Annotated in this window: 23 protein-coding genes; 14 read left to right on the top strand and 9 right to left on the bottom strand. The window is 68.7% G+C overall.

All coding sequences use genetic code 11. The features are described from left to right. Positions 1-25: 25 nt before the first annotated feature. Complete coding sequence (kdpA, locus tag C8D87_RS15510) at positions 26-1,648, bottom strand: potassium-transporting ATPase subunit KdpA (RefSeq protein WP_112227175.1); 1,623 nt, start codon at positions 1,646-1,648, stop codon at positions 26-28. After that, complete coding sequence (kdpF, locus tag C8D87_RS15505; RefSeq protein ID WP_109638008.1) at positions 1,648-1,749, bottom strand: K(+)-transporting ATPase subunit F; 102 nt, start codon at positions 1,747-1,749, stop codon at positions 1,648-1,650. Before kdpF ends, kdpA begins: the two co-directional genes overlap by 1 nt. A gap of 274 nt (positions 1,750-2,023) precedes the next feature. On the opposite strand from kdpF, the gene C8D87_RS15500 reads away from it, so the two are divergent. The 5 genes from C8D87_RS15500 (at position 2,024) to C8D87_RS15490 (ending at position 3,728) form a co-directional block, all read left to right on the top strand. After that, positions 2,024-2,653, top strand: a complete 630-nt coding sequence (locus C8D87_RS15500; RefSeq protein ID WP_215732320.1) for a nucleoside/nucleotide kinase family protein — start codon at positions 2,024-2,026, stop codon at positions 2,651-2,653. 15 nt (positions 2,654-2,668) lie between these two features. Next, a complete protein-coding gene (locus C8D87_RS45900; protein ID WP_170155012.1) occupies positions 2,669-2,824 on the top strand; it encodes a hypothetical protein in 156 nt (51 codons plus the stop codon). Positions 2,825-2,920: 96 nt separating this feature from the next. Beyond that, positions 2,921-3,058: a hypothetical protein gene (locus C8D87_RS45895; RefSeq protein WP_170166437.1), complete on the top strand. Its 138-nt coding sequence runs from the start codon at positions 2,921-2,923 to the stop codon at positions 3,056-3,058. A 14-nt stretch (positions 3,059-3,072) separates the two neighbouring features. Continuing rightward, positions 3,073-3,297, top strand: coding sequence for a hypothetical protein (locus tag C8D87_RS15495; RefSeq protein WP_215732319.1), 225 nt, complete (start codon positions 3,073-3,075; stop codon positions 3,295-3,297). Then, positions 3,291-3,728, top strand: coding sequence for a hypothetical protein (locus C8D87_RS15490; RefSeq protein WP_112227172.1), 438 nt, complete (start codon positions 3,291-3,293; stop codon positions 3,726-3,728). The genes C8D87_RS15495 and C8D87_RS15490 overlap by 7 nt, the downstream gene beginning before the upstream one ends. On the opposite strand, the gene C8D87_RS15485 is transcribed toward C8D87_RS15490, so the two are convergent. From C8D87_RS15485 to C8D87_RS15475, 3 genes are all read right to left on the bottom strand, one after another. Continuing rightward, a complete protein-coding gene (locus C8D87_RS15485) occupies positions 3,652-4,041 on the bottom strand; it encodes an ANTAR domain-containing protein (protein ID WP_146771719.1) in 390 nt (129 codons plus the stop codon). The genes C8D87_RS15490 and C8D87_RS15485 overlap by 77 nt on opposite strands. Before the next feature lie 253 nt (positions 4,042-4,294). Next, positions 4,295-5,398 carry a winged helix DNA-binding domain-containing protein gene (locus C8D87_RS15480; protein ID WP_112227170.1) on the bottom strand — a complete coding sequence of 368 codons (1,104 nt, stop codon included), beginning with the start codon at positions 5,396-5,398 and terminating at the stop codon, positions 4,295-4,297. A 15-nt stretch (positions 5,399-5,413) separates the two neighbouring features. Beyond that, the gene (locus C8D87_RS15475; protein WP_112227169.1) at positions 5,414-7,396 is read right to left on the bottom strand and encodes an MMPL family transporter; all 1,983 of its coding nucleotides are present in this window, start codon (positions 7,394-7,396) and stop codon (positions 5,414-5,416) included. Positions 7,397-7,443: 47 nt separating this feature from the next. On the opposite strand from C8D87_RS15475, the gene C8D87_RS15470 reads away from it, so the two are divergent. Next, positions 7,444-7,905 carry a MarR family winged helix-turn-helix transcriptional regulator gene (locus C8D87_RS15470; protein WP_233439650.1) on the top strand — a complete coding sequence of 154 codons (462 nt, stop codon included), beginning with the start codon at positions 7,444-7,446 and terminating at the stop codon, positions 7,903-7,905. On the opposite strand, the gene C8D87_RS15465 is transcribed toward C8D87_RS15470, so the two are convergent. Together C8D87_RS15465 and C8D87_RS15460 are read right to left on the bottom strand one after the other, a co-directional pair. Continuing rightward, positions 7,894-8,472, bottom strand: coding sequence for a maleylpyruvate isomerase family mycothiol-dependent enzyme (locus tag C8D87_RS15465; RefSeq protein WP_109638001.1), 579 nt, complete (start codon positions 8,470-8,472; stop codon positions 7,894-7,896). The genes C8D87_RS15470 and C8D87_RS15465 overlap by 12 nt on opposite strands. Positions 8,473-8,803: 331 nt before the next feature. Then, entirely contained in the window at positions 8,804-13,975 is a 5,172-nt protein-coding gene (locus tag C8D87_RS15460) for an SdrD B-like domain-containing protein (RefSeq protein WP_112227167.1), read from the bottom strand. A 441-nt stretch (positions 13,976-14,416) separates the two neighbouring features. Here C8D87_RS15460 and C8D87_RS15455 point away from each other — a divergent pair, with 441 nt between their 5' ends. The 3 genes from C8D87_RS15455 to C8D87_RS15445 are packed head-to-tail and all read left to right on the top strand — an operon-like array spanning position 14,417 to position 16,796. Continuing rightward, on the top strand, positions 14,417-14,905 hold the full coding sequence (locus C8D87_RS15455) for an RNA polymerase sigma factor (protein WP_170166436.1): 489 nt from the start codon (positions 14,417-14,419) through the stop codon (positions 14,903-14,905). After that, a complete protein-coding gene (locus tag C8D87_RS15450) occupies positions 14,895-15,935 on the top strand; it encodes a tetratricopeptide repeat protein (protein WP_112227165.1) in 1,041 nt (346 codons plus the stop codon). Before C8D87_RS15455 ends, C8D87_RS15450 begins: the two co-directional genes overlap by 11 nt. A 57-nt stretch (positions 15,936-15,992) precedes the next feature. Then, positions 15,993-16,796, top strand: a complete 804-nt coding sequence (locus tag C8D87_RS15445) for an SAM-dependent methyltransferase (RefSeq protein ID WP_112227164.1) — start codon at positions 15,993-15,995, stop codon at positions 16,794-16,796. Here C8D87_RS15445 and C8D87_RS47630 read toward each other — a convergent pair. Continuing rightward, positions 16,793-18,403 carry a PI-PLC domain-containing protein gene (locus tag C8D87_RS47630; RefSeq protein WP_233442114.1) on the bottom strand — a complete coding sequence of 537 codons (1,611 nt, stop codon included), beginning with the start codon at positions 18,401-18,403 and terminating at the stop codon, positions 16,793-16,795. The genes C8D87_RS15445 and C8D87_RS47630 overlap by 4 nt on opposite strands. A gap of 162 nt (positions 18,404-18,565) precedes the next feature. Here C8D87_RS47630 and C8D87_RS15435 point away from each other — a divergent pair, with 162 nt between their 5' ends. From C8D87_RS15435 to C8D87_RS15415, 5 genes are all read left to right on the top strand, one after another. Next, positions 18,566-19,072, top strand: a complete 507-nt coding sequence (locus C8D87_RS15435; RefSeq protein ID WP_112227163.1) for a SigE family RNA polymerase sigma factor — start codon at positions 18,566-18,568, stop codon at positions 19,070-19,072. Then, positions 19,069-20,007, top strand: a complete 939-nt coding sequence (locus C8D87_RS15430; RefSeq protein WP_112227162.1) for an LCP family protein — start codon at positions 19,069-19,071, stop codon at positions 20,005-20,007. The genes C8D87_RS15435 and C8D87_RS15430 overlap by 4 nt, the downstream gene beginning before the upstream one ends. Positions 20,008-20,093: 86 nt before the next feature. Next, positions 20,094-22,841: an ATP-binding protein gene (locus tag C8D87_RS15425; RefSeq protein WP_112227161.1), complete on the top strand. Its 2,748-nt coding sequence runs from the start codon at positions 20,094-20,096 to the stop codon at positions 22,839-22,841. A gap of 143 nt (positions 22,842-22,984) precedes the next feature. Further along, positions 22,985-23,911, top strand: coding sequence for a hypothetical protein (locus C8D87_RS15420; RefSeq protein ID WP_109641975.1), 927 nt, complete (start codon positions 22,985-22,987; stop codon positions 23,909-23,911). A 60-nt stretch (positions 23,912-23,971) separates the two neighbouring features. After that, entirely contained in the window at positions 23,972-24,493 is a 522-nt protein-coding gene (locus tag C8D87_RS15415; RefSeq protein ID WP_112227160.1) for a TetR/AcrR family transcriptional regulator, read from the top strand. Here C8D87_RS15415 and C8D87_RS15410 read toward each other — a convergent pair. Continuing rightward, positions 24,490-25,143, bottom strand: coding sequence for a hypothetical protein (locus C8D87_RS15410; RefSeq protein ID WP_112227159.1), 654 nt, complete (start codon positions 25,141-25,143; stop codon positions 24,490-24,492). The genes C8D87_RS15415 and C8D87_RS15410 overlap by 4 nt on opposite strands.

Genomic DNA, 25,143 nt, shown 5'->3' with positions numbered 1-25,143 from the left:
GGAACGGGCTGGTCGAGTGTGGCGGTCACTGCAGTGCCTCCGCGATGGGACCGAGAGCGAGAGCGGGAACGAAGGTCAGCGCGGCGACCAGCACGATCGAGCCGGTGAGCAGGCTCGCGAACAGCGGTCCGGTGGTGGGCAGCGTGCCCGCCGTGACCGGCACCTTCTTCTGCGCGGCCAGGGATCCGGCCAGCGCCAGCACCGCGATGATCGGCACGAACCGGCCGAACAGCATGCACAGCCCCAGCGACGACTGGAACCAGTCGCTGGTCGCGGTGATGCCGCCGAAGGCCGACCCGTTGTTGTTCGACGCCGACGCGTACGCGTAGAGGATCTCCGACAGGCCGTGCGCACCGGGGTTGTTCAACGCTCCCCGTGTGCTTGGCAGAATCGCCGTGATGCCCGCGCCGACCAGCAGCACCGCCGGCATCGCGAGGATCGACACCGCGGCGGCCGTGACCTCCTTGCGCCCCAGCTTCTTGCCCAGGTACTCCGGTGTGCGGCCGACCATCAGACCGGCCAGGAACATCGCGATGACCGCCATCACCAGGATGCTGTAGATGCCCGTGCCCACCCCGCCCGGCGTCATCTCGCCGAACAGCATGTTCAGCAGCGCACCGCCGCCCCCGAGCCCGGTGTAGCTGTCGTGCAACGAGTTCACCGCGCCGGTCGACGTGCCCGTGGTGGCGTCCGCGAAGATCGCACTGCCGGCGATGCCGAAGCGGAGTTCCTTGCCCTCCAACGGCCTGAGCCCGCTCGCCTCCGCTCCCCAGATCACGGCGAGCATCGCGGTCCAGATCGTGGCCATGACGCTCAGCAGCACGTACCCCTGCCTGTGCTGGCCGACGAGCCGGCCGAACGTGCGGGTGAGCGACACCGGGATCACCAGGATCAGGAAGATCTCGACCAGGTTGGTCCACTCGCCGGGATTCTCGAACGGGTGCGCCGAGTTCGCGTTGAGGACGCCACCGCCGTTGGTGCCGAGCTCCTTGATGGCCTCCTGGCTCGCCACGGGAGCGTTCGCGATGGTCTGCCCGTCAACGTCCACGCCGGACTTGAGGCTCATCGTGACGCCGAGTGCGATCAGCACGACGGCGAAGACGAAGGCGATCGGCAGCAGGATCCGGATGGTGCCTCGGGTGAGGTCGACCCAAAAGTTGCCGAGCCGGTCGGTCTGGTGCCGCACGAAACCGCGGATCAACGCCACCGCGACGGCGAGCCCGACCGCCGCCGACACGAAGTTCTGCACGGTCAGCCCGATCATCTGGACCGTGTGGCCCATGACGGCTTCCGGCACGTACGACTGCCAGTTCGTGTTGGTCACGAAGCTGATGGCGGTGTTGAACGCCATTGCAGGCCCGACGTTGCCCCGGTCGAAGCCGAACGGGAGCAAGGCCTGCAGGCGCTGGATCACGTACAGGAACACGATGCCGACCAACGAGAAGCCCAGCACGCCGTACGCGTAGGTGCTCCACTTCTGCTCGGCATCCGGGTCGATCCGGGCGAAGCGGTAGATCGCCTTCTCCAGCTTCGAGTGGCTCTTGTGCTCGAACACGCGAGCCATGTGGTCGCCGAGGGGCCGGTACACGACCGCCAGGGCCGCGACGAGGATGCCGGCCTGCACCAGGCCGGCCACGAGAGGTGACATCAGAACTTCTCCGGCCTGATGAGTGCGATGAACAGGTAGACGATCAGCAGGAGCGCGAGGACGCCCGCGACGGCGTTCGCAACGAGTCCCGTGCCGCTCACAACTTCTCCAGTCCGCGCACGGTCAGGCCCAGCACGACGAAACTCCCGATCAGCAGCAACGCGCAGGCCAGGTCGGCCATGACGCCGCTCCCTTCAACGACGAGGTCTTCTTGATGACACCCGGCAGCGTGCAGCAGGAAATCCCTGATCAGGCGATGCCTGACAACGTCCTTACGGGCTTGGGGGCGGCCCTTACGCGTTCTTGATGCTCAGGAGACGTGGGTCTCATCCGATGGGGCCCGTCACGGTGACTTTCCGTGAGATCGTCGGTGCCGTGACGCGAACCGGGGTGCTGAACACCGTTGCCGGCCTGCTGCCCGCCGACGGCCTGGTCGCGGTGGACGGAGTGGACGGCGCGGGCAAGACGACGTTCTGCGACGACCTCGCCGCGGTGCTGCGGTCCCGCGGCCGCACAGTCGTCCGCGCCTCCGTGGACGACTTCCACCACCCGCGCGAGATCCGCCACCGGCGCGGCCCGGTGTCCCCGGAGGGCTTCTTCCTGGACAGCTTCGACCACGAGAGGTTCGCCGGTCACCTGCTCGTGCCGTTCGCCGCCGGCCGGCCGTTCCGGCGCGCGAGCCACGACCTGGCGACGGACGAGTACGTCGACGCACCGGAGGAAGTCGTGTCACGTCCGGCGATCCTGTTGGTGGACGGCATCTTCCTGCACCGCGACGAGCTCGTGGAGCACTGGGACTTCTCGGTGTTCCTGTCCGTCGACTTCGCGGTTTCCGTCGCGCGGATGGCGGTGCGCGACGGCAGTCCGTCCGATCCGGACGACCCGCGCAACCATCGGTACGTCGAAGGCCAGCGGCTCTACCTCGCGAAGTGCGAACCGGCGAGGCGGGCGAGCCTCGTGATCGACTACGACGACCTCGCCGACCCGCGCCCGCGCACCACCTGAAGTACCGTGTCACGCGTGACCGAGCCGGCCAGGAAGACCGTCCAACTCCCCCAGTGCCCGCAGTGCGAGTCCGACGACCTGCGTCCTTACGGCAACGGTTCCAAGTGGATCTGCCCGAGCTGCCGGTTTCTGGCGCCGTGCTGCGAGCCGGACACCGCCTGCCACTGGTAGATCAACCCCCGAATCGTTACCCCGTGTGATAGCACCTGGTCACCTCGCGACGACGTACTCCTCACAGCGTCCGAAAGGCGTAACGAGGAGGCCGCCATGCCGACCACGTTCTGGGCTTGGCTCGTGTCCGCTCTCGTCATCGTGCTGCTCGCGGTCGCGGTTCCCGGCACTCTCGGCGCGCAGAACGTCCTGCGGGACGCGCGCGGCCGTACAGCCTGTCCCGCCTGCAGATGATGATGTGGACCGTCGTGCTGCTGTCTCTCGTCAGCGGCATGGCGTTCGGGCGGTTCGCGACCGGGCAGGTCGACGTCGCCGGGTTCACCATCCCCGGTCAGGTGCTGACGTTGCTCAGCATCGCGATCGGTTCCGCGGTGGGGGCGGCTGCGATCAAGGTCGTGAAGAGCACGACGCGGCCGGACTCGGTCGCGGCCCACCCCGGGGAAGGGGAGGCGGCCGGGTCTGGGAGATGCTGACCGTCGAGGAAGGCGCGTCGGCGGGCAAGTCGATCGACCTGGCGAAGTTCCAGAACTTCCTCATCACGATCCTCCTGCTGCTGGCCTACGGCGCGCAGGCGGTGGCGGCGCTCAGGGCCGTCGACAACCCCGCGGGCATCGGCGGGCTGCCCGCGTTCTCGGACACGCTGCTCGTGCTGCTCGCGGTGAGCCACGCCGGGTACCTGCTGAGCAAGATCCCGTCACCCACCGGCACTCCCGAGGGCGGCACCATCACCGAGCGGCTCGCCGCACCGAGACGGCACACGAGACTGCGCCCAACGGAACGGTTCCCGAGATGCGGCCGGCCGAGCACCAGAAGGTCTGACCGGGTCGCTACAGGTGATCTCCGGCCAGCACGGCACGGGCGACGGCGGAGACGTCCAGCTCGTGCCGTGCTGCGTGGCCGGTGATCAGGTCGGACGCTTCCGCGACGGAGATGTCCCGCCGCGCGGCCAGCACTCCCCTGGCCTGGTTGAGGGCGGCCTGGTCGGCCAGCGAGATCTGCAGCCGCGCGCCCGCGTGGTGGATGGCGGCGATGGTGTCGTCGAGCCGGTCGATGACGGCGTGCACGCGGTCGCGGCCGGCGCCCTGCTGCCTGCTGAACACACCCAGCACCGTCTGCAGGTCGAGGTTCGCCGCGAAGAGCTGGTGCACGACCTCGCTGAGCATCTCGTCGACCTCGGGATGATCGACGCCCGACATGTGCGGCACGGGATCTGTCACCTGTCACAGCTTGGCCGTTGGCAGCTCTCCAAGCAAGAAAGCGAAAGGGACGCCGCTCATCGAGCAACGTCCCTCCACTCGGGCTGGATCACCTACCGCTGCGGTACGCCGTCCAGGCGCTCTGCGTGCGGGTGTTCTGGCCAGGGGTGAACTGGTTGTAGCGGCGCGCTTTCTCGTTGGAACATTGAGCTTTCCTCCATGCAGGGTGGAGGAACAGTGACTTGTGCATGGCCCTTTGTGGATCTTGACGTATTCACAGAACTCGGACGTCGGAGACCGGCAGACCGGCCCACCAGCGGTTGAAACGCCGGTAGACCTGTGGGTCCCGGTCACCGAGGAACTTCCGCAGCGCCCTGGCCTCCTCGGCGAGACCGGCCCACTGTTCCTCGCTCAGGGCGTGGAAGGCGGTCGCCTCGATGCCGCCGTCCTCGGCCGGACGCCAGACCCCTGCCACATGACCGTCGACGAGAAGAGTCGGCAGTGTGTCGCCGTTGTTGCGGATCACGGCCTTGCGGTACTGATCGGGGATGATCCGGCTGCGATCGGCGTAGGCGAGCAATGTGCTGTCCCACATGGCCATCAGCCGCGGCGGCGCCGGGGTGTCCTCGTCCGGAACCGTCCGATCCGGAACGTCGTAGTGGTCGCCGGTCTTCACCAGGTCCAGCCGTTCCAGCGCTTCCTTGATGGACGTGCGTGGCACCATGGTGAACTGGTTCATGTCCGCAATGGTCGCGGGCCCGAACCCGGTGAGGTAGCGGCGCAGCATCTCGGTCAGCGCCGCCATCCGCTCGCGCGGCTCGATCACCGCGGTCTGCAACGACAGCCGCGGCCCGAACGCCCACGGACCACCGGTCGGCACCCGCACCATGGGCGCGTAGGCGGCCAGCGCCCACCAGATGCCCGGCTCCCCCACGTCGCCGACGTGCGAGTGCAGCAGCTCTTCCAGCTCCGGTTTGGTCCTCGGCTCGGCGGCGAACTCGAGCAGGTGCGCCAGCACCTCGTCGGCCCGCTCGATCGTGAGTCCCATGGCCCTGAAACGCTTGTCGTTCAGCCGGGACGCGCGCAACACGGGCAGCATCGCGTGGTGGAACACCTCGTGGTCGGCGACGGTGACGGCGTGCAACGTGATCCGCATCATCGCGGCCTTGCGGATCGCCCCGCTCGTGAACGCCTGGTCCAGGTCGGCAGGGTCGAAGCCCTCAATCCGGTTCCACAACGCGATGTACGGCGACGCGGGCTCCTGGGCCTGGATCGCCACGATCCGCTCGACCGCGGTCAGCACGTCAACGGGCTCACGCCGCAGCAACATCTGCCGGTCGAGCGTCGCGCGGTTGAGCTGGCGTGCCGTGTAGGTCATGCCGGGAATCCTGACTCACCTCAGCTTCGACGGCCACCAGATTCGGCCACCGATGTCCACCGACAGCGCCGGCACGAGCAACGACCGCACCAGCAACGTGTCCAGCAGGACGCCGAACGCCACGATGAACGCGATCTGCGTCAGGAACAGGATCGGCAGCACGGCCAGCGCCGCGAACGTCGCCGCGAGCACCACACCCGCCGACGTGATCACGCCACCGGTCAGGCTGAGGCCCCGCAACGTGCCCTCGACCGTGCCCAGGCGCTGGGTTTCCTCGCGGACGCGGGTCATCAGGAAGATGTTGTAGTCGATGCCCAGCGCCACCAGGAACACGAACCCGAACAGCGGCACCACCGGGTCGGAACCCGGGAAGTCGAAGACGTGGTTGAACACCAGCGCCGAGACGCCCATGGTGGCCGCGAACGACAGCACGACCGTCGCGATCAGCAGCACCGGCGCCAGCAACGACCTCAGCAGCAGCGCCAGCACCAGGAAGATCACGACCAGCACGATCGGGATGATCAGCAGCCGGTCGTGTTCCGACGTCGTCCTGGTGTCCAGCAACGTCGCCGTCTGCCCACCGACCTTCGCGTCGCCGATCCCGTGCACCGCCGCACGGATGCGCTCGACCGTCGCCACCGCCGCGTCGGAGTCCGGCGCGTCCTTCAGCGTGGCCTCGACGCGGACGAGCCCGTCCGCCGTGCCGGTGGGCCGGACGTCGGCGACGCCGTCCACTTTGGACTTCTCAAGCACTTCGGCGGTCTTGCCCTCTGCTGCGACGATGACGGTCGGCGAGCCGGTCCCACCGGGAAAGTGCCTCGACAGGACCTCCTGTCCCGCAACGGACTCGACCTCGGTCAGGAACACGTCGGACTGCGCTGTACCGGACGCCTTGAGCTGCGGCAGGAACGCGGCGCCGACGAGCAGCACGAGCGTCGTGACGATCCAGATCGCGCGTGGCCTGCGGCGCACCAGGTCCGCCGTGCGGCCCCACAGCCCGGTCGTCTCCGGGTGCGGTGAGCCGAGCTTCGGCGCGAACGGCCAGAACGCCACGCGTCCGAGCAACGCCAGCGTCGCGGGCAGGAACGTCATCGTGGTGAGCAGTGCGGCGCCGATGCCGATGGCGGCGACCGGCCCGAGGCCCTTGTTCGAGTCGAGGTCGCTGAACAGCAGGCACAGCACGCCGAGGATCACCGTGCCGGCCGAGGCCGCGATGGGTTCGATCGTGCCGCGCCACGCCGTGCGGATGGCCGTGTACCTGTCCTGGGTGTCCCGCAGCTCCTCGCGGAATCTCGACACGAGCAGCAACGCGTAGTCCGTCGCCGCGCCGAACACGAGGATCGAGAGGATGCCCTGGCTTTGGCCGTTCAGCGCCAGCACGTCGTTCTTCGCCAGCAGGTGCACGACGAAGCTGGCGAGCCCGAGCGCGAACACCGCCGACACCAGCACCACGACCGGCAGCAGCGGACTCCGGTAGACGACGAGCAGGATCAACGCGACGACCGCGCCCGCGACGACGAGCAGCAGCCCGTCGATGCCGCCGAACGCCTCGACGAGGTCGGCGATCTGCGCGGCCGGGCCGGTGACCAGCACCTTCAGCCCTGGTGGCGCACCGCGCGCCCCGTCGCGGAGCTGCAGGACCGAGTCGCGGACCTCCTTCGCGGGGTCGAGCAGCACGACGAGCTGGGCGGCCTCGTTGTCGCCGGGTGCTGGGATCACCGGTGACGCCTGGAAGCCCCTGCCGCGGTCGGCGAGGTACTTCCTGTCCTCGTCGGTCAGCCCGCCGGACCGTTCGACCACGACGATCGCGGGGATCGCGTTGGCGCGCTGGAACTTCTTCTGCAGCTCAGCGACCTGCGTGGACTCGGCGGAGTTCGGCAGGAACGCGCTGCTGTCGTTCTCCGCGACCTCCGAGAGCTTGCCCGCGTACGGCCCGGTGAACCCACCCAGCGCGAGCCAGACGACGAGCAGGATCCCGGCGAGGACGCGCATCCGCATTCCTTCGATCGTCGAATCTTTCGATGGACGAACAGTATGCTGACCCCGTGAGCGACGCAAGCGACTACGACCTGAGCATGCTGCTGCGTGCGCTGGTCGCGGAGTCGAACCGGTTTCTGGAGATCTTCAGCGCGGCGCACGAGCTGCACCCGACCGACATGACGGCCCTGAACCTGATCATGACCGCCCGCTCCCCCATGACACCGGGCGCGCTCGCGAAGGCGCTGAACCTGAGCGCCTCCGCCACGACCTCGGTGCTGGACCGGCTGGAGCGGGCCGGTCACGTGGTCCGCGACCGCGACCCGGACGACCGCCGCCGCGTCGAGCTCCGCGTGCTCTCCACGGCGACGGCGCTGGCGTCGACGTTCTTCCAGCCGCTCGCGCGCGAGTTCTCCTCGGCGTGGGAGCGGCTCAGCGCGGAAGACCGTCAGGTGGTGGCCCGGTTCCTCGCGACGACGACAGAGGCGACGGCGCGGGTGCGTGAAGCGGTGACCTCGTCAGGCGAGTGAGCGGCCGCACACGAGGAGCAGGAGCTCCTGAGCCGGCCTCCTGATCGGCTCGCCTTCGCCGAACGTCCAGTCCATGTCGGTGGCTTCCAGCCTCTTGCCGTCGAGGTCCGCGCCGAAGTACTTGACGCTGCGCGGGTTCATGCCGTCGAGGACGATCTTGAGGCGGTCGTGCGGCACCTGGCGGTCGAGTCCGAGCGCGACCGTGATGTCGAGGCCGTGGATGATGTCGTGCGAGAGCGCGCCGGCCGGGCCGCCGCCGGGTGGGGTCCACGGGTGGCCGATGTTGGCCTTCAGGGTGCCGAGCAGGTCGTCGATGGACAGGGCCGCGGCGTCTTTCCTGGCCATGCGGTCGGAGGCGTGGTTGAACCGGCCGGCGGACTTGAGCGTCTCCAGCAGCACGCGTCCGACTGAGCTGCGGAACGGCAGGGTCGTGTGCGCGACGACCTCCTTGACGCGCCAGCCCTCGCACAGGCTCGGCGCGTGCCACTGCTCCTCGGTGAGCCCGGCGAGGAGCTCTGCCTGGTCACGTCGTTCCGCCGCCACGGCGGCCCGGATTTCTTCGGTCATGGCAGGGGTACGGATCAGCCGACGGAAACTCATCGGTCCGGCAGGCGGGGAAATACTCCCATCTTGGGGAGGTTTCACCATGGCTAGCACCGTATCAGTCGACACCGGCGGCCCAGCGATCTTGGTGATGGGCCACACTTCCCCGCCTCTCGAGGCGTCCGCAGGAACATGTGCGACATGATCCCCAACGCGGAGCACTGGCGGGTGTCGGTGTGGGAGGCGCAGGAGCTGCAGCACGCGATCGCCGCTTTCCGTCATCTCCTTCCATGAAAGGGCACCTGCCCCTGGGAAACGAGGCCCAGGGGCAGGTGCGTCGATCAGAACCTTTCGACTAGGACCTGCGACGGCGCGCGACCAGTGTCATGAACGCACCGGCGAGCAGCAGGGCCAGGCCGGAGCCGAGCAGGGCCCACACCGCGGCACCCGTGGAGGCGAGCGGCGGCTTGGGCAGCAGACCTGCGTCGAGCGTCAGGTCCACCCGCTTGTCCTTGCCCAGCTTGACGACGTGGGTGCATCCGGTCGCCGGGTTGGCGTCGGAGTCCTTTCCGTCGTCCCCGACGTGCGGCTTGGTCAGCTGGCGGCCAGCGACCAGGCCCGTCCGCGGATCGGCGTTGAAGCAGACCTTGTACTCACCGTCCGGAAGGTCGGTGAACAGGTACTTGCCGTCCTTGTCGGTCGTCGTCTGCGCAACGGGCTTGCCGCTGCCGTCCTGCAGGAACACCGGCAGGTTCGGCACACCGGGTTCGCCGGCGTCCTGCACCCCGTTGGAGTTGTTGTCGTACCAGACGAGGTCACCAACGCGGTTGGTCGGCGGCACCAGGCCCAGGGCCGGTTTCTGCTCACGCTGGCCCACACCGACCGTCACCGGCGGCGTGCACCCGGTCGCCGGATCCACGTCCGAGTCCTTCGCGTCGTCACCGGCGTTCGGCGTCGTCGCGACGTACCCGGCGTACTGGCCGGGCAGAGCGCCCATCTCGAAGCACACCTTGTAGGTGCCGTCCGGGATGTTCGGGAACTCGTACGTGCCGTCAGGCCCCGTCTTCACCGGCACGCCGACGGGATTGCCCTGCTCGTCGACCAGGGTGACCGTCACACCGGGCACGCCCGGCTCACCCGGATCCTGCACGCCGTTGCGGTTGGTGTCGTACCACACCAGGTCGCCGATGCTGTTCGGCGGTGCGACCAGACCCGCGTCCAGCGTGAGGTTCTCGCGCTGGCCCACACCGAGGGTCACGGGCAGCGTGCAACCCGTTGCCGGATCGGCATCCGAGTCCTTCGCGTCGTCACCCGCGTTGACCTTGGTCAGCGTGTAGTCCGCCACCGCGGCCGGCAGGTTCGCGATGTCGAAGCACACCGTGTACGTGCCGTCCGGAAGATCGCTGAACAGGTACTTGCCCTGCGCGTCGGTCTTCGTGGTGGCACCGGTGTTCAGCTTCACGGTCACGCCCTCGACGGGCTTCTCGCCGTCGTCCTGCAGACCGTTGTTGTTCGCGTCGACCCACACGAAGTCGCCGATCCTGTTGACCGGCGCGTGGATGCCGGCGTCCAGGGTCAGGTCCTCCCGCTTGCCGAGGCCGAGCGTGACCTCCGAAGTGCAGCCCGTGGCCGGGTCGGCATCGGAGTCCGCGGCGTCGTCACCGGCGTTGGGCTTGGTGAACTGGAAGTCCGACATGCCCGCGGGCATCGGGCCGAAGCAGACCTTGAACGTGCCGTCCGGCAGGTCGCCGAACAGGTACTTGCCCTGCGCGTCCGTGACCACCGGCTCGCCGACCTGGTTGCCCTGCTCGTCCAGCACCTTCACGGTCATACCCGGCACCGGTGCCTCGCCCGCGTCCTGCACACCGTTGCGGTTCGCGTCGACCCAGACGTAGTCACCGAGCTTGTTCGGCGGCGAGACCAGACCCATGTCCAGCGTCAGGTTCTCGCGCTGACCCACGCCCAGCGTCACGGCCGGCACACAACCGGTGGCCGGGTCGGCATCGGAGTCCTTCGCGTCATCGGAACCGGCGTCCTTGGCGGTGACCAGGTAGTCCTTCACCGCCGCGGGCAGGTTCGCCAGATCGAAGCACACCGTGTACTCGCCGTCGGGCAGGTCGGAGAACAGGTACTTGCCCTGCGCGTCCGTCGTCGTGGTCGCGCCGGTGTTCAGCTTCACCGTCACGCCCTCGACCGGGATGTCAGTGGCGTCCTGCAACCCGTCCTTGTTGACGTCGATCCACACGTAGTCACCGAGACGGTTCACCGGCGGGATCAGACCCAGATCGATCGTCAGGTCCTCGGGCCTGTCCACGTCGAGCTTCGTCGGCGGGGCACACCACGTGTCGACGGCCGCGTCGGAGTCCTTCGCGTCGTCGCCACCGGCGTTCGGCGTCGTCGGGACGTAGTCCGCGTACTGCGCCGGCAGGGTCGTCTTGTCGAAGCAGACGGTGTACTCGCCGTCGGGCAGCTTGCCGAAGACGTACTTGCCGTCCGGACCCGTCGTGGTGGTCAGGTCACCGACCTTCACGGTCACACCGGGCACCGGCGGTTCGCCGTCGTCCTGGACGCCGTTCTTGTTGGTGTCGATCCACACGTAGTCGCCGAGCGTGTTCGGCGGCCGGATACCCGCGTCCAGCGTCAGGTCCTCGCGCTTGTCGGGGCCCAACGTGGTGGTGTGCGTGCACTTCGTCGCCGGGTCGGCGTCGGAGTCCAACGCGTCGTCGCCCGCGTTCAGGCGCGTCAGCAGGTAGCCCGCGTACTCGGCCGGAGCGGTCGAGAGGTCGAAGCACACCTGGTACGTGCCGTTGGGCAGCTGGTCGAACAGGTACTTGCCCTGCGCGTCGGTCTGCTTCGGCGTGCCCACGGTCGCACCGGAGCCGTCCTTCAGCGTCACCGTCACGCCCGGCACACCCGGCTCGTCGCCGTCCTGCAGGCCGTTGCGGTTGGTGTCGACCCACACGAGGTCACCGAGCCTGTTGTTCGGCGGCACCAGACCCGCGTCGAGCGTCAGGTCCTGACGTTTGGCAGCACCCAGCGTCGTCGTCGCGGTGCAGCCGTCCGCGGCATCCGCGTCCGAGTCCTTCGTGTCGTCACCCGCGTCCTTGCCGGTGAACACGTAACCGGCGTACTGGGCGGGCAACGTCGACAGGTCGAAGCACACCATGTACGTGCCGTCTTCGAGCAGGTCGAACAGGTACGTGCCCTGCGCGTCGGTCTGCTTCGGCGTGCCGACCTGGGTGCCGTCACCCTTCTTCAGCACGACGGTCACACCCTGGACGCCCGGTTCACCGGCATCCTGCAGGCCGTTGCGGTTGGTGTCGACCCACACGAGATCACCGAGGGAGTTGGTGACCTTGGCGTTGATACCGGCGTCGATCGTGTGGTCGGCGGTACCGGACTTGCCGGTGGTCACCTGGGTGTTGCCCACGGCGTCCACGTTGGAATCGACGACCCGGTCCGGACCGGCTTCCTTGACCGTCCACTGAAGACTCTCAACAGGCGGCGCACCCGGCAGGGCGGCCGTGTTCACCCCGCTGTAGTCGAACGTGAGGTTGTAGCAGGTCTCCGGCTTCAGACCGTCAGCAGCGCCGAAGTAGTACTCGCCCTTGGCGTTCGTGGTCTTCACCGGCAGAGCGGCACCACCGGCACACGGCGTCGCCGTCACCTTGACACCCGCGACCGCCGGTTCGTCGCCGTCCTGCACACCGTCCGCGTCGGTGTCGAACCAGACCCGGTTGCCAAGCTGCACCGGCGCCAGATCACACAGCGCCTCGAGGTCGGCCAGACCGTTCGCCTTGCCCCAACCCTCGGTGAACTCGTCAACGATCTTGTAGGCGTTGGAGTACGAGGTGTTGGCCATCGAACCGTTGCCGCGATCGAACCAGCCGACACCACCGGTGCGCACACCGGTCGGGTCCATCACGATCGCGGGCATCCGCAGCTCGCCGGGCACCAGGGCCACCGCACCCTGCGCGGTCTCGAGGTGCGGCGCGTAGTTGGTGTCGGAGAACGCGAAGTACTCACCGGGGTAGTACTCGACGACGTCCGCCGCCTGCTCGTTGCCGCCGTTGGGGTGGACGTGGTTGTTCTTGCAACCGCCGGTGCCCTGCCACGTGTAGCCCGTGGGGGTCTTGCAGGCGCGGTTGAGGTCGCCGCCCGACACGGTCTCCCACTCGCCACCGCTGCCGTCGGGAGCGGGGATCCAGAAACCGCCCATGTCGCCGAAGCGGTCGCGGAAGCCCAGCGCCAGATCGCCGTTGTTCTCCACCCCGATGTCGATCAGCAGCGGCATGGGGTACGAGTTGTGCCGCAGGTCGTTGGCGGCGGTGTCGTTCCAGTTGTCGGTCCAGGGGTACCAGACGTTGCTCGCCGGCCGGTTGTTGAACGCCCTGCCACGCTGGAAGTCCAGCACCTTCGTCAGCACCGGCGGGCTGAAGGAGCCGCCGGAGAACGTCATCACGACGGCCTTCACGTCGGCGATCTTCTTCGTCGACGCACCGGAACAGACGCCACCGACGTACACGACGCCGTCACGCACGCCCAGCGCGCCAGGCCGCCAGTCGCTCGCGGTCGGACAGGCCGAGGGAATCACGTACGAGGCCTTGGCGGCGGCAGCGGTCGGCTGTGTGGCGTCGTAGACGTAGAGCTTCTTGTCGGCCATGTTCACGACGTAGAGCTCGCTGCCGTCCTCGGACATGTCGATGTCACCGAGGCTTTGCGTGCCCGGCACCGCGTAGAAGGCGCCGTCGAAGTTGGTCTGGTGGTTGTGCGTAGCGCCACCGGCGTTGGGCACGGTGGTGAACAAGGTCGTCGCACCGCCCGCGGCCGGCGTGACGTAAATGGCGCCAGCACCACCGGGACCGTAGTTGGTGAGCCGCTTCGCGAACGCGGCGGAGAACAGCCGCTTGTCCTGCTTGCGGTAGGCGAGACCGAACACCGTCCCGGTGGCGCCCTGGTTCGCGACCTGGGCCGGTGCGGAGTTCGTTCCACGTGCGTCGAACGGCATGGTGACCAGCGAGCGAGCTGAACCGTTCACCATGCTGTTGCCGTCGCGGTCACGGGTCGCGCGCTGGCACGCCGTGGCGAGCGTCGGGCTCGACTGGCAGTAGTCGGCCGGGTTCCACAGGCCGGTGGTGACGGTGACGTTCTTGCCGCCGGAGACGTCCACGAACATCGTGTTGCTCTCGAGCGTGCCGCCGGCGGGAGCCGGCTGCAGCACGCTTCCGGCCGGCGGGTTCACCTGCACGCGGTACTTGCCACCGCTCACCGGGCCGAGACCGACCGTGACGCTGCCGTTCACGTCGGTCGTGCCGGTCGCGATGTTGCCTGCGGGGTCGGTGACGAGCACGGCAGCACCCTGGACACCGACCTCGACGGCAGCGTCGTAGTTGCCGTTGCCGTTCACGTCACGGATGACCTGCACGGACAGCGTGCCGTCACCTGGACCGGCGTGCGCTGTCGGTATCACCACGGCGAATGAGGCGGCCAGCAGCGCGGCGAGCGCGGCGGCGAGCGGACGTTTCACGGATTCGCTCCTAGGCAGCAAGAGACGGGGCACACTGCGGGAACCTGGAAAATGCCACCGTTTCCGCAGTTCCGCCCGCCATCAGTCAGGTAAACACGACCACTTGTCACACTTCCTGATGAATTTTCCTCGCGAGGATGGCCGCTTGATTTCCAGTTTTCACTGCGTTCCGTAGACGGTTTTCCCTTGTCGGGTGAGATTTGATCCACGATCGGAATCCTGGTTCCGAGCGAGGTGTAACCCTGCGCGACTGTCCACAGAGGATATTCGCTCTACCGGGTCATTCATGTGCGTGGATGTCACGGCTTGACCAAACGACCGATGAGGCTAAACGGGTGAACACGCGCGTTCGACTCAGCCTTTCCTGGCTTCAGCGCCTGTCACCGGTGAAGGTCGCCTACGGGCGGTGAACGACCCGAGCGGACGCTGAAGGGAAGACCGTTGAGCACACCGGAGCCGGATCAGGGCTTCGCCGAGTTCTTCCGCACGTGCCTGCCCGTGGTGACCAAGACGCTGACGGCCTTGAACGGCGACACGCGCGTGGTCGAGGACATCGCGCAAGACGCGTTGCTGATCGCGCAGCACCGTTGGGACGACATCCACGCGTACGACAAGCCCGAGGCGTGGGTGCTGAAAGTCGCGATCCGCTTGATGCGACGGTGGCAGCAGCGGCACCAGCACGAGACCCCGCTGGTCGCGGTACCCGCTGCCGACGTCCTGGAACAGGTGCACGAGGCCGAGGCGTTGCACTCCGCCCTGCGCCGGCTGTCCCCCAGGCACCGCGAGGTCGTGGCGTTGCACCACCTGCTCGGCTACCCGGTCAGCGAGATCGCCTCGGTGCTCGTGGTCGGCGAGTCGACCGTGCGGACGCATCTCACCCGCGGCCGGGCCGAACTGCGGCGGATTCTCGGAGGGTCTGATGAGGATTGAGGAGCTGCTGGCCCAGCACGAGCACGACGAGGCCGTCGAACGCCTCTACCGCCTGGGCGAGGCCGCGGAACGGGCGGGGGACCTGCGCGAGGCCGCCGTGCGCTTCCGGGTCGCCGCCGACCAGCGCCTCGGTGACGCGGCGGTGCGGCTGGCGCGGGTGCTGTTCGCGCTCGGCGAGAACTCCGAGGCCGCGCGGTGGTGCCGGCTCGCCGTGGCCGACGGGTTCGAGGAGGCAGAGGAACTGATCCGGGAGAACTCCGAGGCCCGGCAACGGTTCCTGGAGCACGCTGCGCGCGTCCTGGTCGGTGCGCCGACCTTCGACTGGGTACCGGCCGCGGCACCTGTGGGCCGCGTGGAGCCGTCTGAGGTGCAGGAACGCACACAGGCGTTGCGCGCGCTGGACCGGCGATACGGCGGGATTGCCTGCCATCCCTTGGTGTTGGAGCACCTCCACGCTGTGGAGCCGTTCATCGTCGTCGGCGGCGAGGAGATGTGGACAGCGGTTGCCGAAGTGCACGAACTGGCGGGCTGGACGGCGTTCGACAGCGGGATGCCCGGCGTCGCCCTCCCGCACTTCTCACGGGCGCTGACCCTGGCCCGGCAGGCGGAGAACGAGGCGCTGATCGCCTCGATCCTGACCCGTGCGGGCCGGATGTTCTTGCACCACAACGCACCTGAGGACGCGCTGAAGTCGTTCCAGCTCGGTTTCGTCGCCGCGCACAACTCGTGGGCCGACCGCAGGGACCTGAGCGATCCCGCGCGGGCAATCGCGTCACTGCAGGCAAAGACCCACGGCGACGACCGCGTCCGCGCTCGGGTGCTCACCCTGACCGCGTTGGCCCGCAACCACCTCGCGATCGGCGACAAGGCCACCGCCGCCGAACTCGGCGGGCAGGCCGTGGCAGCCGCCGCGAACCTGCGGTCGGCGCGCGTCGACGACCAGCTGCGCTGGCTGGACCAGGAAGCTCGCACCGCCGGCGCATCCGTGCTGGTGGAGCACATCGCGCACCGGTTCGCACGCCGCAGCTGACCCTTTCACCCGATCCGGGCCGGTACACGCGTGCGCGCAAACAGGTAGGTTCTGCGCATGGCCGAGCCTTTTTCGTGGGTGCCCGCTGGAATCAACACGGACGTGCCCAGCGCGGCACGCGTCTACGACTTCCTGCTGGGAGGTGGCCACAACTTCGCATCGGACCGCATGGTCGGCGAGAAGGTGCTGCAGGTCCTGCGCGACGGCCGCGCCATCGCGTCCTCGAACCGCTCGTTCATGCGCCGCGCCGTCCTGCTGATGATGGAGCAGGGCATCGACCAGTTCCTCGACCTCGGCTCGGGCATCCCGACGGTCGGCAACGTCCACGAGATCGTGCAGCAGGAGAACCCCGACGCGCGCGTGGTCTACGTCGACTACGACGAGGTCGCGGTCTCCCACAGCCAGCTCATCCTGGAGGGCAACGACAACGCGGGCGTCGTCCAGGCCGACATGTGCCGGCCCCAGGACGTCCTCTCCGACCCGGTCGTGCAGGACCTGATCGACTTCTCCAGGCCGGTCGGCCTGCTCATGGTCGCCGTGCTGCACTTCGTCTCGGACGAGAAGGGCCCCGCCGAGATCGTCGCCCGCTACCGCGACGCCATGCCGTCCGGCAGCCTGGTCGCGCTCTCGCACCTGACCGCGGACTTCAAGCCGCAGGAGATGGGCGCCGTCGTCGAGGCCATGAAGCACAGCCGCGACCCGATGTACTTCCGGTCCCTGGCGGAGTTCGAGCCGATGTTCGCGGGCATGGAGATCCTCCAGCCGGGCGTCGTCCCGGCGCCGAAGTGGCACCCGGAACTCGGCCCGGCCGGAGAAGGTGGCCCGGAGGACGTCTACGTGGGCCTCGCTCGCAAGCCCTAGCGGAACTTCCAGGCCTGAGCCGCGGAACCGTTGCAGGTCCAGATGTTCAGGCGGGTGCCGGGAGTCGTCGACGCACCGGGGTTGTCCAGGCACAGCCCCGACTGCGGGTTCCGCACCGAGCCGTCGGACCGCACGCGCCACTGTTGCGCGCCCGTGCCGTTGCACTCCCACAGCTGGACGATCGTGCCGTTGGTGGTGCCGCTGTTGTTGACGTCGAGGCACTTGCCGGAGATCGCGATGGTGCCGTCCGCGACGACGCGCCACTTCTGCGCGTAGGAGTTGTTACACGTCCAGATCTGCACCGGGTTGCCGTTGGCGGTACCACCGGCGTTGTTGTCGAGGCAGAGCGCCGGGGTCGCGGACAGTTCGACGGAGCCGGCGCCGGACGGATGGCGTTCGGCCGGGAGCACCGGTGTGTTCAGGTGGTAGAAGTCGACGGCCAGGTAGTTCGGGGTCTTGCGGGCCGCGGGTTCGCAGAAGCGGCGGGCGCGGTCGGCTGCCTTCGAGTTGTCGGTCGCGACGGTGCCCTGAATCGGGACGTCGCGGAAGTGGTTCATCACGAAGAGCGGGCGGAAGCCGGGTTCCTCTGCCGTGAGCGGCTTGCTCCAGCGCGAGTAGCAGGACCAGTCGGAGGTGCCGGCGCCAGAGCCCATCGACCAGTAGTTCTCGACAGTCCAGTCGCGCTGGTAGAGGACGCCGGAGTTCTCTCGGCCGTCCGGGCTGTGGTCGGTGAAGATGAGCAAACGCTTGCCACTGGCCCTCATCTGCGACAACGTCGGCCAGCCGTGCTCGCGAACGCCCTCGGCGCGGAACAGCACGTCGCCCAGGCCGTTGACGCGGGCGAGTTCGGAGCGCAGCACATCGGCTGAGACGTAGTCCTCCAGGAAGACCGTCACGATCTCGGACGGGCGGGACTTCAGGAAGTCGACGATGCGCTGGATGTCGACGTTGAGCGCGACCGGCTTGCTGACGAGGGTGCAGCTGTTGTGGCAGAGGATCGCGCCGTCGGAGGTCTGGTGGATGTCGAGCATGAAGCCGCGTACGCCGTCGTTCAGCTGCTGCACGATGCCGCGGGACTGGTTCGGGGCGATGTTGCCGAACGTGAAGCCGCCGTCGACGCCGTTCGCGTAGGCGTTGTGGGCGGTCAGGAACGTCATCTCGTCCAGGCGCGGGTCGCCCGGCGGCTGGACGCGGACGGGGTTGACCGGGGTGAGGAACCACGTGTCGTTGCCGGTGCCGACGCGAACCTGGTCGGTGCCGGACGCGATCAGGTAGCGGGACGAGGCAGGGTCCTTGAAGCGGTACCTGCCCTGGTCGTCCAGCACCGCGACCCACTGGGCGTCGCCACTGGAACAGCTGACCATCTGGGCAGCGTCACCGGCGCGGCCGAGGCACTGGCCGCCTTCGGAGAGCGTGCTGCCGTTCCAGGTGAACTGCTGGCGGTCCTCGTTGCCCTTGGGGCGGTGCTGGACCACGGACGAGCCGGACACGGCGGCGTTCTGACCGGTCACGGCGCTTTGCAGGTAGTACGAGCCGTTGGGTGCCGCAGCAGCGTCGACGGGGACGAGCAGCAGCGACAACAGCGCGAGTGCAGGGATGATGCGCATGGGGTGAAGGCTCACCGATCGGCGTGAACGTGAAAAGACTTCACACCGAAATCCGTCCAAACCGAGACATCTGTGAGCCGGACCACAGAACCCGATGCAGCGGATCACGGCAGCAAGGGGGTTTCCCGAGCCGTAACAGACCATGGACACGAAGGGGGCGGCGTGGGGTTCGACCAGTTCGTCGCTGAGCGGCTCGATCGGCTGTTGAGGTACGCCACCGCGATCGCCTGCGACAAACACCTGGCGCAGGACATCGTGCAGAACGTGCTCATGCGTGCGCAGAGCAAGTGGGATCGCATCGGAGCGATGGACGCTCCTTATCTCTACGTGAAGCGCATGGTGACCAACGACTACCTGTCGTGGCGGCACCGCAGGGCGGCGCGAGAAATCGCGGTGGAACGCAGTGAGCTCGCTCGGCACGCGCCGTCGACGGCTGATCCAGCCGACGCGCACGCCGAACGGGAGGCCATGCGCGCACGGATCGCCGTGTTGCCTCGTAAGCAACGTGCGGCGTTGGTGCTGCGGTTCTACGAGGACTGTTCAGACGCGGAGATCGCGCAGGTGCTCGGCTGCGCGGAATCGACCGTGCGCAGCCAGCTCTCTCGCGCACTGCAGACGTTGCGTTCCCACGAACTCGCCCGGTCCGCCACCTCGGGGGTGCACTCATGAACGACCTGATCCGCTCGGCCATCGCCGCGGAAGCCGAGGAGCGCGTCGACTCCCGGACCGTGCTGGCCGAACTGCACAAGCGCAAGAAGCGCCGCAAGCCGTTCGGCCTGATCGTCGGAGTGGCGACGCTGACCGCGACGGCTGCAGCCGCGGCCCTCATCATCCCGACAGCGGTCAAGAAGACCGACGCAGCGCCGGCGACGAACCCACCAGCGACCGTCACCGCGCAGAACGTGCTGCTCCTGGGCCTCGACGACCACGAGCACACCGACACGATGGTGTACGCCCGCTTCGAGACCGACGGGTCGGTCAACGTCGTGTCGTTGCCGCGCGACGCCTGGACGGGCGGGGCAGGTGGCAAGAAGATCAACGGCCTGTTCCTGGACGACCCGAAGAGCCTCACGGACGCCGTCGAGAGGATGACCGGGACGAAGGTCGACCACTACGCCGTGGTCAGGATGTCCGAGTTCGGCAAGATCGCCGATGCCGTCGGCGGTGTCGAGATCTGCCTGACCGCGGCGGCGAAGGACAAGTTCAGCGGCGCCGATCTGCCGGCGGGCAAGTCGACGGTCAAGGGCGACCAGGCGCTCGCCTTCCTGCGTCAGCGGCACGGTTTGCCGATGGGCGACCTGGACCGGATCAAGCGGCACCAGGCGTTCCTCACCGCACTGGCCGCGAAGATCACCAAGGAGAACGCGCTCCCGCTCGCCCGCGAGATCGGCAGGACGATCCGCGTGGACCAGGGCTGGGACGTGCTGGAGTTCGCGCAGCGGTTCCAGGGACCGGTCAAGATCCGGGCGGCGACCCTGCCGGTCGGTGACTCCGTCAGCACCTCGACCGGCACCGGCTTCGTGGTCGATCCGGCTCAGGCGAAGCAGTTCGTCGAGAAGCAGTTCGCCGGCGGGGAACCGTCCCAGCCCGGATGCGTCAGCTGACGTTCACACCAATGGAGCATCAAGTCGCCCGGATGCGGTGTCGATGACCAGCATGTAGCCCGCCAGATGGCCGCTACGATCAATTCGTGCGCGAACCACTTGAACGAGACGACGAGATCGCGCACATTCGTGAAGCTCTCGACGCAGCCACCCGTGGTGAGGGTCGTGTCGTCATCATCGAGGGCCGTGCGGGCATCGGCAAGACCAGGCTCGTGCACGAGTGCCGCGAGCTGGCCAAGCAGCGCGGCTTCGGGAGACTCCAAGCTGTCGGCGACGCCCTGGAGAGCGCCATGGCGTGGGGCGTCGTCCGGCAGATGGTCGAGCGGTCGGTCTCGCGGTACTCCGGCGAGATCCGCGAGAAGATCCTGGCAGGGCCGTCCGGGGCAGCGCTCAAGGCACTCGACGACGCCGCGCACGACCCGAGCGAGGCCGAGCTCGCTCGCACGCTGCACTCGCTGTGGTGGGTCGCGGTGGATCTCTCCTCCACCCGCCCGCTGCTGATCACGGTGGACGACGCGCACTGGGCGGACCTGTCGTCGCTGCAGTTCCTCGTCTACCTGTCGCGCCGGATCGCCGATCTGCCGATCGCGCTGGTCGTCGCGACCCGTCCACCGGCGGACAACTTCGGGCCGCTCGCCGCGCTCAGCGTGTCGGCGGACCGGCTGCTCCCCCGCCCGCTCACCACGGAGGCCCTCGGCACGCTGGTGGGCGGCCACCCCGAGGTGATCAAGGCGCTGCACCAGGCCAGCGGCGGGAACCCGTTCCTGTCCGGGGTGCTGGTCGACGAGCTGGCGGCCATCGGGCTGCCGCTCGACGACGCGGACACGGCCTCGAAGATCGGCGGGCTCGGGCCCAGCACCGTCTTCCGAGCGACGCTCGGCCGGTTGCCCGCGGACGCCGTGGCGCTCGCGAACGCGATCGCCGTTCTCGGGTCGCACGCCGATCCGTGGCAGGCGGCGGCACTGGCCGGCGTCGCCGATCTGCCCGCCGCGGTCGAGGCGCTGGTGACGGCGAACGTGATCGTCACCGGGGAGTACCTGGAGTTCGTGCATCCCGTCGTGCGTGAGGCGGTGCTGACCGGTCTCGGGCCGATCGCGCGCGCCTCGCTGCACGCGCGCGCTGCGAAGGCGTTGTGGGAGAGCCACGCGCCGGCCGACCGGGTGGCGGCGCACCTCGTCCACGCTCCCAAAGGGACTTTGCCGGACGCCGCCGACGTGCTGCGCAGGGCCGCGTCCACGTTGCTGTCGGCCGGCGACCCGCAGACCGCCGCCGCGCACCTGGCACGGGCCGTGGACGAGCGTCCGAACGACGCCGCGCTGAGGGCCGAGCTGGGCCGGGCGTTGCTGCGGACCGGCGACGCCGTGACCGCGCACCGCCATCTGAAGGCCGCGGCAGCCGGTCTGCCCGACGCCGAGCTCGTGGCCGCGGCGGCGTCCGCCACGGCCGCGATCGAGGGACCCGCCGCCGCGATCGAAGAGCTGACCGAGGCCATCGCGGCACGGCCGGACGGTGAGTCCCGCCTGCACCTGGAGGCGCGGCTCGCGGTGTTCCGCTCGTTCCTGCCGGATCAGCGGCAGGTCGCGTCGGCACACCTCAGCGGCTATTCCGACCTCGCGGGCAGCACGCCGGACGAACGCACGCTGCTCGGTCTCCTCGCGCAGATGGGCCGCTACGAGGTGTGGCCGCACGACGAGGTGGCGGCGACCGCGACGCGCGCGCTGGCCAACGGCGCGTACTTCGACGACGCGACCGGCAGCACCGACGCGATGGTGGCGTGGCTGGTGGCGTTGCTCGCGCTGATGGCCGCGGACAGCGTGGACGTCGCACGGCGCGAGATCGAGCGGGCACGGCTGAAAGTCCGCGCGCACGGCTCACCGGTCGAGTTCGCGATGGTCACCAACGCGTCGCAGTTCCTGAACTGGCGCTGCGGCAACATGCAGGCGGTCGAGGCCGAGGCGGAGGGCGCGCTGGCGGCCATCGCCCAGGAAGACCCGGTGTCCCAGGTGGTCGGGCTCAGGGCCACCTCGACGCACTTCGCTGCCTACGCGGCGCTGGAACGCGGTGACGTCGACGCGGCTCAGGCCGTGATCGACGCGTTCGACCTCGCCGACGCTCCCCCGATGATGCCGACGATCTGGCTGCACGAGGTGCGGGGCCTGATCGCGCTGGCTCGCGGGGACGCGGCCCGTGCCCTGGACGAGGCGCACCGGCAGCGGGACGCGATGGCGGCCGTGCAGGTGGACCCGCCCACGATCCCGTGGCGCGGGGTGGCCGTGCGGGCGTTGCTGCAGCTCGGCGAGCCCGCTGCCGAGCTGGCCTCCGAACAGCTGCGCATCGCGCGGAAGTGGGGTGCGGCGACCGAGGTCGGCGCGGCTATGCGGCTGCTCGCGCACACCTGCGGCGACTCGCGGCTGGAGCTGCTGACCGAGTCCGTGTCGGTGCTCGAAGGTTCGCCGTCACGGCTGGAGCTCGCCCGGTCGCTGGTGGACCTGGGCGAGGCGCTGCGGGTGGCACGACGGCGGTCGGACGCGCGGGAACAGCTGCACCGGGCGATCGACCTCGCTTCGGCGTGCGGCTCCGCCGTGCTGAGGACGCGGGCCGTCGAGGCGTTGGAGGCGCTCGGCGACCGGCCGCGCAGGCAGGTCGTGGTGGGGGCGGAGTCGCTCACGGCGTCCGAACGACGGGTGGCCGACCTGGCCGCGACGGGCCGGGCGAACAGGGAGATCGCGCAGGAGCTGTTCGTGACGCCGAAAACCGTCGAGAACCACCTCGGCCGGATCTACACGAAGCTCGGAATCGCAGGTCGCAGGGATCTCGCCCGCGTCCTCGCCTGATGCGGAGCGACGTGGGGGTGCCCCTGATACACCCATGTTCCGCGCCAGGAGGTTGAGGGATCTCCCCTCATGCCTTTGGGGGTTCGCCTCGGCGAATCTTGTGTCACCACAGGGAAGCACAAGATCTCGAAGGGGACACCGAGATGATCCGCAACGCTCTGATCGCCGCCGCCGCGACCGCCACCATCGCCACCGCCTTCGCTCCGATGGCCACCGCCGACACCGTCATCGGCACCCCGGCGCCGTGCGTGACCGCCTCCGACCTCGTCGGACCGGACTTCAACGTCCGCAAGTGCGGCGTGAGCGACGTGGACCAGTTCCGCACCGGCCTGGAGAGCAACGGCAACGCCTACTGCGGGCCGGCGTCGTTGTACAACGTCCTGCACTACTGGGCGCACGTGAAGGGCGCTCCGATCGGCTGGGGACCGGTGAAGGTCGGATACCTCGACCCGATGAAGCAGGTCGACTACAACATGGTCACCGGCTCGATCTCGCGGATCGGCACGGACGCCAGCTACGACGGCGGCACCAGCCTGACCAACCTGCGCACCGCGTGGGACAAGGCCACCCAGCCCGCGCGTGACGCCGGCTGGCAGACCTCCCGGGGCCGCGTCAGCACGATCGACAACCCGGACTTCGCCGGCGACGTCGCCCGCAAGCTGAACGAGGGCCCGCTGCAGCTCGTGTACGGCCGCTACAAGAACGGCCCGCTGAACGACACGTTGCAGCGCACCGGTGGCCACATCGTCACGGTCGTGTCCGCCACCGGTTCGTTCGGCGGCAACACCATCAAGCTGAAGCTCGCCGACCCCGGTCGCGCCGGCGACCACAACCAGGGCGACTACCTGAACACCCAGTCCGCGTACGAGGCGCTCGACGTCACCCTGACCAAGCGCCACTTCCTGCAGTACTCGCCCGCCGTGGACGACGAGAACACCACCGAGGACGAGTCGCTGGAGCCGGGCACCTACACGTGGGTGGACCGCTGGGAGCTCACCGGCCCGCGCTACCTGAGCGACACCACCCGTCAGATGGTCGAGGGCTTCAACTGGTTCGACATGGCCAAGTAGAACCTCCGTCAAGGGGCCGCACTCTTCAAGGGTGCGGCCCTTCGCCATAGCCTGATCACCATGGCCAACCGCGATCGGGAGCAGACCCGCCGCCGGTTGCTGGACGCCGCGTTCGTGGAGTTCGCGGCCTACGGGATCGCCGGCGCGCGAATGGAACGCATCGCCCGCATCGCCGGATGTTCCGCGGGTCTCGCCTACACCTACTACGGCGGCAAGGAAGAGCTGTTCGACGCCGTGCAGGCCGAGGTGGTGGACGCGGCCTTCGTGGAGTTCGACGCCTCCGACCTGCCGGGCTACGCGGCCCGGTTGTACGACCGGCAACACGAGCACCCCGAGCTCGCCCGGCTCGCGACCTGGCACCGGCTGGAGCGGCCGGGACGGGTCGACCGAACCGGTGAGATCGAGGCGATCCGGGAGGCGCAGTCAGCGGGACTGGTGTCGACGCGGTTCTCCGCCGAGCAGATGTTGGTGATGGTGCTGGCCATCGCCTCGATGTGGTCGAACGCTCCGGCGGACAGTTCGGATCACGTGGTGCGGCGGCGAAGCGTGGAGGAGGCGGTGCGGCGGCTGGTCGAGCCCTAGTCGGTGTCGGTGATGCAGAGGACCGTGAGCTCGGCGTTCGCGAAGTCCGTGAGGACGAAGGTGTGGTCCCAGGCGATGTCGTGGAACCACGGAGTCCACGCCACCTCGCTGACGTCCACCCGGAAGTCCGCGAACCGGTTCTGGGTCAGCGCCTCGACGGCGGCCGCGGCCAGCGCCTTCGCCTCGCGGGCCGGACCCTTGTACGCCTCGTACGCGCCGCCGTCGACGATCACACCGGCCAGGGATCCGTCCAGGCACAGCGAACCCGCCCACTGCTCCTCGAAGAGGCCTCGCTTGAGCTTGCGTGGAACCTGCAGCTCGGCGAGTCCCTTCCTGACCACCTTGCTGCTGAAGAAGACGCGGAGAAGGTCGTACTCGTCCAGCCGGTTCCTGGACATGAACCAGGCCGTCGTGTCCGAGTACTCGACCGCACGCCAGCGGCTGATCAGGTATCCGCCGTGGACGTGAGTTGCGGCGACCTGCTCGAGGTACCGGTCCAGCGCCGGGTCGCTCAGGGGTACCCGCTCCCAGGCGATGGTCTTCTGCGAGGCGACGAGCTTCTTCTGGCCAGGACGGCCCTCATCCCAGTCGATCTCGTTCCAGCGGCGCGGCACGGCGAGGAGTCTGGCAGCCGGAGCACCCACGCGCAT

This window comes from Lentzea atacamensis (genome assembly GCF_003269295.1).
Lineage (GTDB): Bacteria > Actinomycetota > Actinomycetes > Mycobacteriales > Pseudonocardiaceae > Lentzea > Lentzea atacamensis.
This window is presented reverse-complemented; position numbering and strand designations above follow the sequence as displayed.

What these genes read in the sequence shown, in the direction of transcription:
- C8D87_RS15430 (WP_112227162.1), top strand. Translation starts at nt 19,069, where the DNA reads ATGAACGACCTGATCCGCTCGGCCATCGCCGCGGAAGCCGAGGAGCGC.
- C8D87_RS15480 (WP_112227170.1), bottom strand. Translation starts at nt 5,398, where the DNA reads ATGACCTACACGGCACGCCAGCTCAACCGCGCGACGCTCGACCGGCAG.
- C8D87_RS45895 (WP_170166437.1), top strand. Translation starts at nt 2,921, where the DNA reads ATGCCGACCACGTTCTGGGCTTGGCTCGTGTCCGCTCTCGTCATCGTG.
- kdpA (WP_112227175.1), bottom strand. Translation starts at nt 1,648, where the DNA reads ATGTCACCTCTCGTGGCCGGCCTGGTGCAGGCCGGCATCCTCGTCGCG.
- C8D87_RS15420 (WP_109641975.1), top strand. Translation starts at nt 22,985, where the DNA reads ATGATCCGCAACGCTCTGATCGCCGCCGCCGCGACCGCCACCATCGCC.
- C8D87_RS15415 (WP_112227160.1), top strand. Translation starts at nt 23,972, where the DNA reads ATGGCCAACCGCGATCGGGAGCAGACCCGCCGCCGGTTGCTGGACGCC.
- C8D87_RS47630 (WP_233442114.1), bottom strand. Translation starts at nt 18,403, where the DNA reads ATGCGCATCATCCCTGCACTCGCGCTGTTGTCGCTGCTGCTCGTCCCC.
- C8D87_RS15450 (WP_112227165.1), top strand. Translation starts at nt 14,895, where the DNA reads ATGAGGATTGAGGAGCTGCTGGCCCAGCACGAGCACGACGAGGCCGTC.
- C8D87_RS15410 (WP_112227159.1), bottom strand. Translation starts at nt 25,143, where the DNA reads ATGCGCGTGGGTGCTCCGGCTGCCAGACTCCTCGCCGTGCCGCGCCGC.
- C8D87_RS15465 (WP_109638001.1), bottom strand. Translation starts at nt 8,472, where the DNA reads ATGACCGAAGAAATCCGGGCCGCCGTGGCGGCGGAACGACGTGACCAG.
- C8D87_RS15475 (WP_112227169.1), bottom strand. Translation starts at nt 7,396, where the DNA reads ATGCGGATGCGCGTCCTCGCCGGGATCCTGCTCGTCGTCTGGCTCGCG.
- C8D87_RS15490 (WP_112227172.1), top strand. Translation starts at nt 3,291, where the DNA reads ATGCTGACCGTCGAGGAAGGCGCGTCGGCGGGCAAGTCGATCGACCTG.
- C8D87_RS15445 (WP_112227164.1), top strand. Translation starts at nt 15,993, where the DNA reads ATGGCCGAGCCTTTTTCGTGGGTGCCCGCTGGAATCAACACGGACGTG.